This is a genomic window from Pelotomaculum terephthalicicum JT, assembly GCF_022410535.1.
In the GTDB taxonomy this organism is placed as follows: domain Bacteria; phylum Bacillota; class Desulfotomaculia; order Desulfotomaculales; family Pelotomaculaceae; genus Pelotomaculum_D; species Pelotomaculum_D terephthalicicum.
Genome location: NZ_JAKNBL010000026.1, coordinates 26346 through 42266 on the forward strand (window position 1 = coordinate 26346; position 15921 = coordinate 42266).

At 50.3% G+C, this 15921-nt stretch carries 15 protein-coding genes and 1 CRISPR repeat array; of the genes, 5 read left to right on the forward strand and 10 right to left on the reverse strand.

From position 1 onward, the window contains the following. Positions 1–6: 6 nt before the first annotated feature. The 9 genes from rpsF to ispE form a co-directional block, all read right to left on the reverse strand. Positions 7–294 (reverse strand): 30S ribosomal protein S6, encoded by a 288-nt coding sequence (gene rpsF, locus L9W92_RS13335; protein WP_240084245.1) that lies wholly within the window; start codon positions 292–294, stop codon positions 7–9. 151 nt (positions 295–445) lie between these two features. Next, positions 446–652, reverse strand: coding sequence for a DUF951 domain-containing protein (locus tag L9W92_RS13340; protein ID WP_240084246.1), 207 nt, complete (start codon positions 650–652; stop codon positions 446–448). 171 nt (positions 653–823) lie between these two features. Further along, positions 824–1774, reverse strand: coding sequence for a ribose-phosphate diphosphokinase (locus L9W92_RS13345; RefSeq protein WP_240084247.1), 951 nt, complete (start codon positions 1772–1774; stop codon positions 824–826). Between the two features lie 66 nt (positions 1775–1840). Next, entirely contained in the window at positions 1841–3211 is a 1371-nt protein-coding gene (gene glmU, locus L9W92_RS13350) for a bifunctional UDP-N-acetylglucosamine diphosphorylase/glucosamine-1-phosphate N-acetyltransferase GlmU (protein WP_240084248.1), read from the reverse strand. Between the two features lie 274 nt (positions 3212–3485). Further along, entirely contained in the window at positions 3486–3740 is a 255-nt protein-coding gene (gene spoVG / locus L9W92_RS13355; protein ID WP_240084249.1) for a septation regulator SpoVG, read from the reverse strand. Positions 3741–3850: 110 nt separating this feature from the next. Beyond that, the gene (gene ilvA / locus L9W92_RS13360) at positions 3851–5071 is read right to left on the reverse strand and encodes a threonine ammonia-lyase (protein WP_240084250.1); all 1221 of its coding nucleotides are present in this window, start codon (positions 5069–5071) and stop codon (positions 3851–3853) included. A 184-nt stretch (positions 5072–5255) separates the two neighbouring features. Further along, a complete protein-coding gene (locus tag L9W92_RS13365) occupies positions 5256–6029 on the reverse strand; it encodes a nucleotidyltransferase family protein (protein WP_240084251.1) in 774 nt (257 codons plus the stop codon). After that, positions 6022–6714, reverse strand: coding sequence for a GntR family transcriptional regulator (locus L9W92_RS13370; protein ID WP_240084252.1), 693 nt, complete (start codon positions 6712–6714; stop codon positions 6022–6024). Before L9W92_RS13370 ends, L9W92_RS13365 begins: the two co-directional genes overlap by 8 nt. Positions 6715–6903: 189 nt before the next feature. Then, on the reverse strand, positions 6904–7779 hold the full coding sequence (ispE, locus tag L9W92_RS13375) for a 4-(cytidine 5'-diphospho)-2-C-methyl-D-erythritol kinase (RefSeq protein WP_240084253.1): 876 nt from the start codon (positions 7777–7779) through the stop codon (positions 6904–6906). Between the two features lie 240 nt (positions 7780–8019). On the opposite strand from ispE, the gene L9W92_RS13380 reads away from it, so the two are divergent. Then, on the forward strand, positions 8020–8577 hold the full coding sequence (locus L9W92_RS13380; protein ID WP_240084254.1) for a L,D-transpeptidase family protein: 558 nt from the start codon (positions 8020–8022) through the stop codon (positions 8575–8577). A gap of 69 nt (positions 8578–8646) precedes the next feature. After that, the gene (locus L9W92_RS13385) at positions 8647–9372 is read left to right on the forward strand and encodes a ZIP family metal transporter (protein WP_240084255.1); all 726 of its coding nucleotides are present in this window, start codon (positions 8647–8649) and stop codon (positions 9370–9372) included. Here L9W92_RS13385 and L9W92_RS13390 read toward each other — a convergent pair. Then, positions 9356–9802, reverse strand: coding sequence for a DMT family transporter (locus L9W92_RS13390; RefSeq protein WP_240084260.1), 447 nt, complete (start codon positions 9800–9802; stop codon positions 9356–9358). The genes L9W92_RS13385 and L9W92_RS13390 overlap by 17 nt on opposite strands. A gap of 219 nt (positions 9803–10021) precedes the next feature. On the opposite strand from L9W92_RS13390, the gene sigI reads away from it, so the two are divergent. The 3 genes from sigI to L9W92_RS13405 all read left to right on the forward strand — a co-directional run bounded on the left by sigI (position 10022) and on the right by L9W92_RS13405 (position 13310). Beyond that, entirely contained in the window at positions 10022–10777 is a 756-nt protein-coding gene (gene sigI / locus L9W92_RS13395; protein ID WP_240084256.1) for an RNA polymerase sigma-I factor, read from the forward strand. Continuing rightward, positions 10767–12071: an anti-sigma factor domain-containing protein gene (locus tag L9W92_RS13400; RefSeq protein ID WP_240084257.1), complete on the forward strand. Its 1305-nt coding sequence runs from the start codon at positions 10767–10769 to the stop codon at positions 12069–12071. The genes sigI and L9W92_RS13400 overlap by 11 nt, the downstream gene beginning before the upstream one ends. A 108-nt stretch (positions 12072–12179) precedes the next feature. Then, on the forward strand, positions 12180–13310 hold the full coding sequence (locus L9W92_RS13405; RefSeq protein WP_240084258.1) for a copper amine oxidase N-terminal domain-containing protein: 1131 nt from the start codon (positions 12180–12182) through the stop codon (positions 13308–13310). A gap of 113 nt (positions 13311–13423) precedes the next feature. Then, positions 13424–15726: a CRISPR direct-repeat array (repeat unit 30 nt; unit sequence GTTTCAATTCCTTATAGGCAGTCTAAAAAC). Positions 15727–15921 lie beyond the last annotated feature (195 nt).

Genomic DNA, 15921 nt, shown 5'->3' on the forward strand with positions numbered 1-15921 from the left:
TTGACTTTATTCTTCTTCGCGGACAATGATATGCCTAAGCACTTCATCCGTAATCTTAAACACACGGTCAAGCTCAGAGGATACTTTTGATTCAGCGTTAATATGGAATATAACGTAAAAGCCTTCCCTGAAGTCTTTCACCTCAAAGGCCAGCCTGCGCTTACCCCACTTATCCACTTTAAGTACCTCGCCGCCTTGGCTCTCAACCAAGTCTTTGAATTTATCAATGACCGCCGTGTTTTTATCATCGTCCAGATCAGGACGGATAACAAAGACTACCTCGTACTTGCGCAAACCATTCACCTCCTCCCCATGGACTGTGGCCCTACAGCAAAGTAGAGCAGGGTGGAACGTCAAAACCCATATTTTGACGTATAAATTATAGCACAGTGCTATTAAATTGACAAGAATAAACGGTGTTAGACACACGTCGCTATATTCGCTATTACTCGCTCTTAGCGGCGTCCGGCGCCGGACGCACAACTTCCTTTACCGATTTTTCAAATTTGGGGCGGGGCAGCAGCAATACTCTCCCACACTTCAAACATTTTATCCGGAAATCTACTCCTGTGCGCATTATCTCCCACAGGTCACTGCCGCACGGATGCGCTTTTCTGGTTTTGATTACATCGCCGACCGAAAATTTTTGCAAACCCTAAACCTCCCCGGCACTTAAATATAATTTGATATAATGCTGCTATATGGCAACTCCTCGAAGAACTGCACAAACCATTAAAGTCCGAATATTCAATAAATGATAAATAATAATATTATAGCGCAAGATTTAAAAAACTATCTTACGCTATTTATCAATAGTTTCACGCTATTTGTCAAACAGTTTGCTTACTGAAAGATCCTCGTGGATTCTGATGATTGCCTCGCCTAACAGCGGCGCCACAGAAAGAATCTTAATTTTGTCAATCAACTTTTCTTTCGGCACCGGTATGGTGTTGGTAATCACCACTTCTTTGATCGGCGATTCCGCCAGCCGATCGAGCGCCGGGCCGGATAAAACACCGTGGGTGCAACAGACATATATATCATTGACGCCCCATTTTTTCAAGGCGGCGGCGCCCAGGGTTATCGTGCCGGCCGTGTCGATGATGTCGTCGACCATGATCACAGTCTTACCGTGGATGGCGCCGATTATATTGGTAATTTCCACCATATTGGGCTCCGGCCGGCGTTTGTCGATAATGGCGATGGGCGCGCCGATACGCTCGGCTAAGTCCCTGGCGCGGGTAACCCCGCCCAGATCGGGCGACACCACTACAACATTATCCAATTTAGCCTGCATAAAATATTCAGCCAGGATCGGCACTCCCGGCAAATGATCCACCGGTATGTCAAAAAAGCCCTGGATTTGACCGGCGTGCAGGTCCATCGTGAGAACCCGCCTGGCCCCGCTGGCGGTGAGTATATTGGCAACCAGCTTCGAGGTAATGGGATCGCGCGCCCTTGTTTTCCTGTCCTGCCGCGCATACCCGTAGTAAGGCATCACTGCCGTAATGCGCCTGGCGGAGGCTCTCCTGACGGCATCGATCATGATCAGAAGCTCCATCAGGTTTTCATTAACCGGTGTGCTGGTGGGCTGGATCACAAAAACATCCGCCCCCCTGACACTCTCATCAATCCTGACCTGCACTTCCCCGTCACTGAAATGCGTAACTTCCGACGCCCCGATAGTAACGCCAAGGTACTGGCAAATTTCCTCCGCCAGTTCAGTGTTGGCGTTGCCGGTGAAAATCTTTAGATTTTTATAACGCGATGTCATCCAGCCAGACCCCCAAATCTTTTATCAAGGATTTTAAATATTACCAATCTTTAGCTAAATTTTTAGCTAATCTTTTATTTTCTTCCTATCGGCCCAGTTTTTTATGACTATTTGCTTCGCTCTCTCAACACCCAGCGCGCCGGGGGCTACATCCTTGGTAATCGTAGAACCCGCGCCTGTTACGGCCTGTCCCCCCACTTCCACCGGCGCCACCAGATTGGTGTTGCTGCCGATAAAAGCCCCGTCGCCGATACGTGTCGTCCATTTTTGGCGGCCGTCGTAGTTGCAGGTGATAGTACCCGCTCCAACGTTAACTTTTTTGCCGACCACGGCGTCACCCACGTAGCTTAAATGAGGAACCTTGCTGCCATCCCCGATGACTGACTTCTTTATCTCCACGAAATCGCCCACCTTGACGGTTCGCCCCAGGGTGGTTTCGGGCCGCAGGTAGGCGTAAGGACCGATATTGCAATTATCCCCAATATCGCTATCCAAAACAATTGAATTCTGGATGGAGACACCGTTACCCACAGCGGCGTCAACCAGACGTGAGCCGGGGCCGATCACACAGTCCTCGCCAATCACGGTTTCACCTTCGATGATAGTAAAGGGGTGGATCACTGTGTCACGCCCCACCCGCGCCTTCCGGCTCACAAAAGTTGAGAGCGGGTCAATAACTGTCACCCCTGCTCTCATCAATTCATTCAGCACCCGCCTGCGCATGTATTGTTCCACTTCAGCCAGCTGCACGCGGTCGTTAATGCCTGTCATCTCCATGTGGTTTTTCAGGACAACAGCCCCGACAGTCCGCCCGTTTTTCGCATATATATCGATAATGTCGGTAAGATAATATTCACCTTGGGCATTCGCGGGAGTAATCCGCGCCAGAGTGTCAAAAAGTCCGGCTCCCTCGAAGCAATAAACTCCGGTGTTCACTTCACGGACCAGTATCTCATCTGCGGACGCGTCTTTTTGTTCCACAATTTTTAACACCCGGCCCTGTTCGTCCCGGATCACCCGCCCATAACCCGCCGGGTTCTCCATCTCGGCGGTCAATACCGTGGCCGCCGCTCCCATGGACCGGTGCTTTTCAACTAATTCAGCCAGGGTTCCCGCTTCGATTAGGGGAGTGTCGCCGCACAGCACAAGCAGACAGCCTGAAAAATCTTTCAACAGAGGACCGGCCTGCGCCAGCGCGTGGGCCGTGCCAAGCTGCTCCGCCTGAAGAACCACTTCAGCCCTGCCGTCAACCTCACGGGCTACCTGGTCCGCTCCGAAGCCCGCGACAACGACCATCTTTTGCACACCCGCTCCCGCCGCCGCGTCAACAACACACGACAGCATCGCGCTGCCGCATACTGTATGCAATACTTTGGGCAGTTTCGACTTCATCCTCGTACCTTTACCCGCAGCTAAAATCACTGCCGCCAGTTCCATCCGGCGACCCCCTTTTATCAAGAATTCAGCAGTCAGCAGTCAGTAGTCAGAATACTTCGAAACAATTTACTGTTCTCTCTTCCAACTATTGACTACTGAATAGTCACAAGTACCTTTGTAAACGAAACCACTCAGTTAATTTGCAAAGTTATTACATAGACCATTCTACCCAAAAATCATTCTACAAAAAAATTTTATTTCCTTTCATCAAGGAGAAAAAAAGAGAGCTTACGCCCTCATTATCATAAAGTTGAAAAATTCAAGATATTCTAAACTAAATAACTTCCCCGTATGCGTTTAATACCGCTGTTTGAATCAACTCGCGAGCTGAAGATGTAATCGGGTGTGCGATATCGCGAAACTCCCCATCCGGAGTCTTCCGGCTCGGCATTGCCACGAATAAACCATTGTGCCCTTCTACCACTTTGACATCGTGAATGACAAATGAATCATCTAAAGTTACCGATACAATCGCCTTCATTTTCCCTTCCATCAATACTTTGCGCACTCTAACGTCGGTAACTTCCATGATATCACCACCTCTCCCCACAGTTAGTTAACGTATCACCCGGTTATATTTTCTACAACTACAGGCAAATTCCTCCTGTTTTTAATTAATTTAAAGAAATTTTCCCTGATTTATGAAAATATTTCCGGCATGTAACCAGCTGCCGCCAAGCAGGCGATCACTTGTTCAATATGTTCTTTGTTTCTCGTTTCCAAAGAAAGTTCCACTTCAGCTTGCTTTAAAGGAATCCCCTGCTTGATCCGGTCATGGCTGACAGAAATGACGTTGGCGCGGGCTTCCGCCACCACTGAGAGCAATTTCAGGAGACTGCCCGGCCTGTCCGTTAATATAGTGCGCAGCCGGACATACCGGCCGGTTTTGGCCAAACCACGCTCAATAATAATTGACAGTATGTTCACATCAATATTGCCGCCGCTTAAAATAACAGCCGTTTTAACATTTTCCAGCGCGATTTTCTTGTGAATCAGCGCCGCCAACCCCACCGCGCCGGCGCCCTCCACCACAATCTTGGCTCTTTCCAGCAGCATTAAAATCGCGCTGGCGATTTCTTCATCGTCCACGACAGCGAATTCGTCCACATAACGTTTAATCAAAGCGAAAGTATTTTTACCAGGTTCTTGGACGGCGATGCCGTCCGCGAAGGTACCCGCGCCCTTGACTTTGTGCAGGCGGCCTTCTTTATAGGAACAGTGCATTGCCGGCGCGCCCCCGGCCTGTACGCCGATCACCCGCACCGAAGGCTTGATCTCCTTCAGAGCAAAGGCGATGCCGGCGAGCAGACCGCCTCCGCCAGCCGGCACCAGCACCGCCTCGACACCGGGCAACTCTTCCAGCAGTTCGAGGGCGATGGTCGCCTGGCCGGCGATCACATCCGGATCATTAAAGCCGTGCACGAAAACAGCGCCGCTTTTGCCTTGCAATTTTCTGGCCAACCGGTAAGCTTCATCATACCCGCCGCCGGCCAGAATCACTTCCGCGCCGTATCCCTGCGTAGCCACAACCTTGGAAATCGGCGCGCCCGCAGGCATTACCACGGTGCAGCGGATACCTGCCACGGCGGCGGCATAAGCCACGCCCTGGGCGTGATTCCCGGCGGAAGCGGCAATAACGCCCAGGTCCCGTTCCGCCTTGCCCAGGCTCATCACTTTGTTGTAAGCTCCCCGTATTTTAAAAGAACCTGTCTTCTGCATGTTTTCAAGTTTCAGATAGACAGAGTTGCCGGTTACTTTGCTGAAGGTGGTGGAGTAGTCCAACGGTGTGCGCCGGGCTATTCCGACCAGCCGGTCCCGGGCGAGGCGGATCTTTTCCATGGACAGCCGTTCAGCCGCCATATCATGAATTAACTCCCTTCCTGGATAAACACGTGTTATTATCGGCGTTGGCAGTCCGCCGGTTTCGCACCGCAGTTCGGTTACCCTCGCTTCGCCGGGTGCTGTTACCGACGCTCCGTAAAGTCGTTCGCTCTATGCACACGCCATGCCTTCATTGGCGGGTTTATTGTATGCTTACGCGCCGTTAGACCGCCCGGCGCGGCGGGCAATCACCCAGAAACCGCCCGGCCAACTCCAGGTCGCCGGGTTTATCAACGTCCACGCCTATTTCGGGATACTTTGAAACAACCACTTCTCCCTTAACCCCCAGCAATTCGGAAGCCCTCTTACACACGTCCTCAATGTCAAGAATACGCAGCAAATACTTAAGCACAAAAGAGAAACCGATCAAGCGGCAGAGCCGCAAAGGACTCTTGCGCAGCCCGAAAATTCTTTTTCCGTTCTGAATGCACCGACCGAAAACCGCGGGATTAAACAGAAAAATATTCCCCCCCGTGAATACTCCTTCTTTTAATGCGACATATGTACGCCGGGTGGAAGCAAAACGCTTTTCCACAACTTCTTTTGGTATGATCGGATAATAAACATCACCGGCCATATCCCCGCAAAGCTCGATAAAGTCGTCGACCGAACCGGGGGTCAGCATAGGTATGTCCGAAGTGACCAGAAGCACTCTCTTTTCGCCGGGCAACAGGTTCAGCCCGGCCCCGATATTTTCCATGATCCCGCCGGCCGCACCGGTCAGCGTCACTCTCGTTTCACTCAGCAGCGGGGACAGTTCTTTCACCGGGCCAACCACCACAACCCGGTTGATCCGCCGGGCGCCGAGCAGCGCTTCCACCACGTATTCAACCATGACCTTTGGGCCTACCGGTATCAACGCCTCATAGTCAACCGGGCTGTACTCCCGCAAAGGGCCGTTATTCAGGCTCCCGCCCAGAACCACGGCGTTAATCATTACTTTCTTCTTCCTTTCTGACTGCGTTTAATAGAATCTGCTCAGCGTTCTCAATATGTTCCCTCGCCAGCAGCCTGGCTTGCTCCACGTCGCGGTCAGATATGGCTTCGACAATTTTTTTATGCTCGTCCAGGGCGAACTTGGTCCGGCCCGGCTGAGATAAAGACGTCATTCTGAAACGCTGGATCTGCTCCCGGAGGTGCGTGATAATCTGCTCCAACTGCTGGTTGCGGGAGGCCCGGTAAATAATATCGTGAAAAGCCGTGTCTCCTTCGACGACAGCATTGAGGTTGTCACCTGATTGAGATTCTCTGATTTGCACCAGGGAACGTTCCAACTGGTCCAGTTCCTCTTCAGTGATCCGCTCCGCCGCCAACCCCGCCGCCATGCCCTCCAAAGCCGCCCGCACTTCAAAAACATCCGCGATGTCTTTGAGGGTGATGGCAGCCACATACGCGCCCTTGCGGGGAACCATTACCACAAAACCGTCCAGCTCCAATTTTCTGATTGCTTCCCGGACCGGTGTGCGGCTTACTCCCATTTCCTCGGCCAGCTGCACTTCCATCAAACGTTCTCCGGGCTTAAGACGTCCCAGCAGAATCGCTTCCCGCAGAGATTCGAAAACCAACTCCCGCAGAGGCTTATAATTATCCAGAATGATCGGTACTAATCTAGGTTCCCCCATATTGCCCCTCCTAATGAATATGTATGGTGTAAAAATATCTGCCAGGTAGTCAGAAGTCAAGAGTCAGGAGTCAGAATCCAGAATAATAAAACCTTCTTTTTTATTATGACTACTGATTACTTACACTTATTGTAACCTCTCTCCGCCTATTGCTGCAAGTATACCCTGCGGCAACTATATGTATAATTTTTACACAAAAGACTGATTGCTATCCGGGTTAAATGTCTCGGTTGCCAGCACCCGCTCACCGCGGTTTTCATAGCGCGCGGCCACCGCGCGGGCCTCCTCAAGGCAGGCGGCCACCCCGAAAACAGTCGGGCCGCTGCCTGACATGAGCACTCCCAGGGCCCCCGCCTCCAGCAACCTATTTTTTATGGCAGCGATTTCCGGGTGCATGGATATTGTGGCTGTTTCCAGCACGTTGGCAAGGTTTTGGATAATACCGTCAATATTTTTATCCTTGACAGCCTTGATCATGGCGGCAGTTTCCGGCCTTTTGACCGCCGGGAACGAATCATAGGCATGGTAGACCGAAGCGGTTGAAACACCGAAAGGCGGCTTTACCAGCACCAGACCCATGCGGGGACACGGGGAAAGCGATTCAAGCCGTTCTCCCCTGCCACCAGCCAGGGCTGTCCCGCCAAGCAGGCAAAAAGGCACGTCGGAACCCAGCTTTTCTCCCAATAACAAGAGTTCCCGCAGGGGGAGGCGAATCCCCCAGATATCATTCAAAGCCGACAGAGTGGCCGCGGCATCCGCCGACCCCCCGCCCAGGCCGGCCGCCACCGGGATGTTTTTATTCAGCTTAATGCTTATCCCGCGTGTGCCACCGGCGCGTCCCCGCATTAAAAGAGCCGCCCTGTAGACCAGATTATCCGCGCCGGAAGAAACCTCCCCGCCCGCCACCGTGAGTGAAACGCCCTCCTCCCGTGGCGCGAATTCCAGGCAGTCGCTCAGTTCAATCGACTGCATTACCGTTTCCACCTGGTGATAGCCGTCCGGCCGCTTCCCCAGCACATCAAGAGTCAGGTTGATTTTAGCCCGCGCGTAAACCCTGATCGCCATATTCACATCCCCAATAACATATTCTAAAATACAATCAATATTTTTGCGGCTGGAGCCGTCCGCCGGTTCAGCCGCTCAACCCTAATTATACCTGAGCACAACCAATCACAGCAATTCTTTCATAAAATTAAGTTAATGACCATTCACGTATTCAGGAGTCAGCAGTCAGTAATTAGCAGTCAAACTCCTGACTCCTGCTCTTAAGCAGTACAAAAAATATATACAAACGGAGGGTGTAATATGAAAAGCTCGACTAAATCTTACGGCAGTCACATTTCTATCAACCTGGCCACCCGGCGGCTGACTTATTACGAGAGGGAACGCTTAATAAAAATTTATCCCGTCGGCGTCGGCAAACCGTCAACCCCGACACCGACCGGGAATTACATGGTGGTTGTAAAAATAATGCACCCGGGAGGAATGCTGGGGAGCCGCTGGATGGGTTTATCCGTTCAGCACGGGAATTACGGCATCCACGGCACAAACAATCCGTCTTCAATTGGCGGCTACGTGTCAAACGGCTGCATCCGCATGTACAACCAGGATGTTGAGGAGCTTTTTCCAAAGGTTCAGATCGGCACACCGGTAAATATTTCCTCCGGCGCAAATGAACCGGGGCCAAATAATGTTCATAACAACGCACAAAACCCGACAACCAACCATACCGTCCAAGCGGGAGAAACACTTTGGGAAATAGCTGAACGATACGGCAAAACACTTAATCAGATCCTCGCGGCCAACCAAATAAACAACCCCGACGTGATCTACCCCGGCCAGCAAATTATCATCCCTGGTTAAGGCATACCGCCGTCCCTTTTCTAATACAATCGGTTTATAGGGAAAAATATATTGAAGGCGGGTAAAATATTGGATGGTATCGTTCTGCAGGGACTGATCGCCGGCCTTGGAACATGCCTCGGAGCATTGCTCGTAATCACACTCGGACGGATGCGGCCGGGCACCCTTTCTCTTATGCTCGGCCTGGCCTCCGGGATAATGACCGCCGTAATCATCTTCGACCTGCTGCCGTCCTCCCTTCGCTACGGCAGCCCCATAGCGGCTCTGGCCGGTTTTATGGGAGGAATCACCCTCATGCTGGCGCTGGACCTGGGAATCAACATATTTGCCCCCGCTGCCCTGCAAGGAAGAGACTACTTGAAAATGGGCTACCTGATCGCCACCGGGATCGCCCTGCACGATCTTCCCGAAGGGCTGGCCATCGCCGCCGGCTTCGCGACAGCCGAGAAGCTGGGGCCGCTTCTGGTCCTGGCTATCGGCCTGCACAACATCCCGGAAGGAATGGCGACGGCGGCCCCGCTGCGCCACGGGGGGTTAAGCGCGGGGCGGGTGCTGGCAATCAATATCTTGATCAGCCTGATCACGCCGGTCGGCACCTTCTTCGGGCTGGCCCTGTTGGAAAGCTCCCGCTCCTTCATCGGCCCGCTGCTGGCTTTTGCCGCGGGCGCCATGACCTATATCGTGCTTGGGGAACTTGCCCCCGAGTCCCGCCGCAACAGCAGGCCGCTGGCCTACCTGGGCATGCTTTTCGGGCTGAGCCTGATCCTCATGCTGAGTTTCATTGTTTCAGGATAAGCCAGGCGCCTCCCGCCATCAGCAGCGTTCCCAAAACATTCCACAGGCTGAAGGGGATCTTTTCCATCCCGAACAGCCCAAAATGGTCAACCAAGCCCGCCGTAAAAACCTGCCCGACAATGATCGCCGTGGTGGCGGGCGCTACCCCGACTTTCGGCATGGTGCTGACCACCCCGTACACAATCAAAACCCCCAGTATACCGCCGAGGTAAGTATACCAGGGCGCCTGGGGAAATTTTGCCAGGCAGCCGTCACCCAAACGGCATATAAACAACAAAACAGTAACAAGCAGAAGCCCGACCAGGTGAACGATAAAAGTTGCTTCCCATAGCCCGATTACTTTGCCCAGGGCGGAATTAACAGACCCCTGGATGGCCATGATAATCCCGGCCAAGGCCGCTATAGCCAGGGGTAAAATCTCCGGTGTCATGCTCATTTCCCCTTCGCCGGCTCATTTTTCTGTTGCATCTATTTATTTTCTTCCGTCCGGCCGGCGGTTATTCTGCCAACTTGATCCTTTTGACCGCCTGCCGGAACATGTTCATTCAATACAGGGGCCTCTTATATTATCCTCACTTTCCTTACGTCAGCCTGCTTTATTAATAAGTAAAACGATCCGATAAACTTTACAGGGAAAAAAACAAAAGGAGTGGGAGATATTTTTTTCAAAAGATTCACGGACGCACCAGGTGATCTCGACATCCTTTTAAGCAGGGCAAGAAACGGTGACGGCGACGCCAGGGAAAAACTAATAGAAGGGTGCCGGAGATTTATAGAAAAAAAAGTTGCCCGCCAAACTTATAACTCCCTGGATCTAAAAAGCAGGGACGAATACAGTATCGGGCTGATTGCTTTCAATGAAGCAATCGATAAATTTGACCCCGGCCATAACCGCGCTTTCCTTTCTTTCGCCGGTGATGTGATCAAAATGCGGATTATAGATTACTACAGAAAGAATAAAGCTGAGGCTAACTGCCTCCCCCTCTCCGCTTTTGAATGTTCGGAAGAGATTTCTTACGGCCGTCCGGCGGCCGGCGCTTTGGATCCGGTTGGGGAAAGGGTGGAGCGGGAATGCGACCTGGCTTCCTTTTTAGACAGTTTAAAAGAATTTAAAATAAGCCTGGACGATCTGGTTAAAAACACCCCCAAGCACCGGGACTCACGCCTGCTGTCAATCAAGGTCGCCCGGATTATCGCCGGTGATCCTGAACTAATGGGCGATTTATATAAAAAAAAGACAATTCCTTTAAGAAAAGTGCTCGATAAAATTAAAATTAACCCCAAAACCGTGGAAAGGCACCGAAAATATATTATAACAATATGCCTGGTGCTCACCGGCAACATGGAAACCCTGAAAGGATACATCGAGCAGACCGAAAAAGGAGGTGGAGACGATGGTTTATGAGGGTACGGTGATCACTCTGAAAAAACGTTCCGCCGTGGTTATGACCGGCGATTGCCAGTTTAAAGAAATAAAGAGGACACCCGCCACGCTCAGCGGTTTCAAGGTCCGTTTCACCGACGAGGACCTTTTCCAACCGGCCGTAAAAGCCCCTCTGCGCTTTGCCGCCGTCGCCGCCTCCCTGCTGGTTTGCTTTGTGCTGGCCTATTCACTTCTCCAGGGCATTGCCGGCGCGCGAACATTTGCCTACATCGGCCTGGAAGTGAACCCCGCCCTGGAAATATCCCTTGATCAGGAAATGATGGCTATTAAAGTAACCGGCCTCAACGAGGACGGCCGGGAAGTGGCCAAGGGACTGAGAATACAAGGGCAAGACGCCGGTGAGGCGGTCCAAACCGTGCTTGCCGCCTGCGCGGCAAGCGGTTACCTCAACAGTGAGCATAACCAGGTGCTCATGGCAACCACTTTTTCCGTAAAAAATGACAAACAGCAGGAGGAACTGGACTACCGTATTTGGATAGCGGCCCGACAGGCTGTGGCCGCGAACCAGGGCGAGGCCTCCGTACACATTTTAAACGCTGATCCCGCATTAAGAAAGCAAGCTGTGAAACAAGGCGTGTCCGCCGGGCGCTACCTGCTCTGGCAAGACGCCCAAAGCAGCGGCTCCACATGCGATCTTGACAGCCCGCTCTCCAGCCCGGCTTTCAGCCGTTCAGCCGGCAGACTGTCGCTTCCCTTTACTGAAAGCGACAGTGCCGTCCCCGGCCCGGCTCTTCATTCCATACCTAGTGAACGGACCGAGCAGGCCCCCTCCTCCCCTTCTCCCGGCGTCGGGACGGCCCCGGGTAACCCCGGCAACTCATTTAATGACAGAATCACCACGCCGGGCGCGGGTAATGACGCAAATAACGGTAAAGATACCGGCGGCAACAAGCCGGATAATAATACGGGAAACGCCAACCCGGCAGCTCCCGGCGAAGCGAAAAAAGCAAACAACGGTTCCGACAATTCAATTTCCGGCCAGTCGCCCCTTGGCGGCGTTAAAGACAACAAGTATGAAAATGCCGCTAAACCGGCAAACAACGCTCAACCGGCAGAGAACTCCACTGATAAGGTTAAGGACAACAGCACCGGCAATGTACATTCCAGATCTCAGGAAGTCAAAGCCGGCAGTGCAGGCGGCAACAGCGGCTCGGGTTCTGTCGGACGCAGTTCGAACGGCAACAATTCCGGCTCGGGCGGTAACAGCTCCGGTTCGGGCGGCGGCTCAGGCGGAAAAGGAGGCGGCAAAAAGTAAAGAATTGTTTTTCATACCCCTAAAAAAATTTCTTTCTCCCGAAGATAAAGTAAAAGAAAACCTGCTTTCCGGAAAGGCAGGTTTTAATATCAGACGGAGGTGTACTTCATGAAAAGGTTAAAACAAGGGCTTATTTTGTTAGTTGCAATCGGGTTGTTATGCATTTCGCCGGTGACATTCAACCAGGCGGCCGCTGATATTCCCCCGGACAGCGTTTTATATGCAAAGGGAGGCAACAGCCACGGCGGCTCAAACTCCGGGGCAGGCCCAAATTCAAGCTCAAGTTCCAAATCCAACGCATCACAGAACCAAACTCAAACCGCCGAGCAAGTCCAAACCAGGAAAAACACCCCGGACAAAGTCAACGGCCAGCATTCAAACCGGATAATGGAAAACGCCCGGGGCACTTTAAAACAAATCCAGGAGCAGACCGCGACAGGGGATAGATGGCAAGAAATGCGGGGACAACTCAGCCAGGTCAAGGAGCAGTACAAATCGCGGCAGGTAACCAGGGAAGAGGCCAAGGCGCTGCTCAACGAAAGTCTCACGCTGGCCGAAGAGCAGCAGAACCTTGAAGAACAGGAAAACTGCCTGGAAGATCTGGCAGAAATCGATCCGGCCGATCAGGAGACTTACAAAAAACTGGGCGCCACCTACCGGATGCGGGGAAGACAAGGTGTAAAGGTATTTTCCAACGGGACTGAGATCAAGTTTGACGTCCCCCCGGTCATCAAGGAAGGCCGCACCCTGATCCCGGTCAGGGCGCTCACCGAAGGTTTCGGGGCAACTGTGGACTATGACGCCGAGAACCAGACAGTTACCGTCACCAAGGGAGAAACCACCATCGTCCTCACCCTCGGGCAGAACGTCGCCCTTGTCAACGGCCAGGAAGTGACCCTGGACGCCAAGGCGGAATTAAACAATTCCCGGACCATTGTCCCCTTGAGATTCATCGCGGAAACATTCAAGCTGAATGTAGACAACCCTGATGAAGATATCGTCACTGTAAACGACCCTGCAACGGACACTACCACCGAAGACAATACCGGGGACACTTCGGAAAGCGGTACTGATACTACCACAGACACCACTACAGACAGCACCGATACAACAGACGATACCACGGACAGCACTACGGACAACACAACTTCGGATACCACTACCGGAGACACTTCGGAGAACGATACCAATACTACCACAGAGCCAACAACGGAAAGTACCGAAACAACCACGGATTGAAGTACTACTCAAAATACTGGGACAAGCCAACAATAATACACAAAAAGACTGCCTGGCGCGCTGAAAATGCTCCGGCAGTCTTATTATAATACGACCAGTTTGATTCCGTGCAGGTTTCAATTCCTTATAGGCAGTCTAAAAGTAAGAATATAGGTGGAAATATCACCTATAGTTAGTTTCAATTCCTTATAGGCAGTCTAAAAACGGAGGGATACGCGCAGATTGCCACCTACCCGCCCGACGTGTTTCAATTCCTTATAGGCAGTCTAAAAACACAGATTTAATGCGTCGGAGTACGATGGCAACCCGTGTTTCAATTCCTTATAGGCAGTCTAAAAACTTGATCTGTTTGGGCGTGCCATGTACCCAGGTTACATGTTTCAATTCCTTATAGGCAGTCTAAAAACGTCGCCATACCCAGGAGATTGAACGCGAGGCCGATCGTTTCAATTCCTTATAGGCAGTCTAAAAACTCCACCTCCTCCCGCGCCCACGCGCGCACGTATATAAGTTTCAATTCCTTATAGGCAGTCTAAAAACTTGGTGATCGTGAATACGGCTACGCCCTGGGAGTTAGTGTTTCAATTCCTTATAGGCAGTCTAAAAACACAGCGATGCAATTATGATTATGGCCCGGACTAGAAAGTTTCAATTCCTTATAGGCAGTCTAAAAACCTTTACCGACCGTGAGAGAGGTTTTGGGAATGAGAGTTTCAATTCCTTATAGGCAGTCTAAAAACCGTAATACGACGGTACGCCGCGAGAATCCTGGGCCATGTTTCAATTCCTTATAGGCAGTCTAAAAACATGTGCTCCAGGCGGACAGACAACAGGATAATATAGAGTTTCAATTCCTTATAGGCAGTCTAAAAACCATAGTTCTGCACTCGAAGCTTCGCCCTTTTCACGGCGGTTTCAATTCCTTATAGGCAGTCTAAAAACGCGTAATCAGTGAAAATAGTTGGTATTGTTGATGAGGGTTTCAATTCCTTATAGGCAGTCTAAAAACATGGCACTCCGGCTGACGATACCGTTATAAGTGTTAATTGTTTCAATTCCTTATAGGCAGTCTAAAAACGCGCCAAACCAGCGCACTCTTTCCGCAAGTAAATGGTTTCAATTCCTTATAGGCAGTCTAAAAACCTACATCAGCCTCATAAGGCTGGCCAGACCAGGGGGGTTTCAATTCCTTATAGGCAGTCTAAAAACCGAAAACTGGAAATCCGGGGGCTGCTGGAGAGTGACAAGTTTCAATTCCTTATAGGCAGTCTAAAAACCTTCCCGGTTTCATAAACAAGATGCCGGAAAACGTGTTTCAATTCCTTATAGGCAGTCTAAAAACGATGGAGCTTAAGCAATTGCTGACATTGCCAACCCCAGGTTTCAATTCCTTATAGGCAGTCTAAAAACTTGTGCAGTCATCATTTTTTACTTTCTGTGCATATTATGTTTCAATTCCTTATAGGCAGTCTAAAAACTCATGCGTATGGGACGATAGTCCTATAAAATTAGGACGTTTCAATTCCTTATAGGCAGTCTAAAAACGCAAAGTGACATACCGGGGCTTGGCGGTGGCTGACGGGTTTCAATTCCTTATAGGCAGTCTAAAAACGTTCGCCATTTACAGTCATGATATTACTACCGATGGTGTTTCAATTCCTTATAGGCAGTCTAAAAACGTTTTGCTACTGTGACGCAAGCGCAAACCGAAAAGGGTTTCAATTCCTTATAGGCAGTCTAAAAACATGCTCTCTTGCTTGCTCAATGGTTGCTTTTATGGTGGTTTCAATTCCTTATAGGCAGTCTAAAAACTCTATTTCTTTAGTGTTTTGTTCTGTTTTTAACATTGTTTCAATTCCTTATAGGCAGTCTAAAAACTAAAACAAAGGAGGATTTTAAATGTTAGAGTTTACCGAGTTTCAATTCCTTATAGGCAGTCTAAAAACTATGGATAATTTTATTTATCATTTCTCTATAACCGTCATGTTTCAATTCCTTATAGGCAGTCTAAAAACGGTAATAATGCAGTAATTGCACACAATTCTAATGCAGGTTTCAATTCCTTATAGGCAGTCTAAAAACCTGTTTGTAGTTCTTTAGCAGTAATCCCGATGCTTTCGTTTCAATTCCTTATAGGCAGTCTAAAAACGTTTTTAGCTTCAATGTACTCCCGGCCGCGTAATGGTTGTTTCAATTCCTTATAGGCAGTCTAAAAACTCTTCGGTCATGTTTGCCGCATTGATGGTGATATTGAGTTTCAATTCCTTATAGGCAGTCTAAAAACTGTTTTACGCTTCTTCTTAACCGTGTCTTCCGGGAGTTTCAATTCCTTATAGGCAGTCTAAAAACTTCCTCCTTGTATTATTAAGTTTTATTTAGGATATTTGTTTCAATTCCTTATAGGCAGTCTAAAAACCATCCTATTTAAAATTTTAGTTTTAATGCATATTACGCTGAGAAAAAACACCTAAACCGCCGAAGTTGAACACTTAGACCGTTTTAATTGAACAGTCTCTCCGCAGAAACTGTACATTGATAGCCAAATAACCACATGGTATACTCATAATGCTTTTACTCATAAGCAGGATAGGGCAACACTGAGGAGTGACCC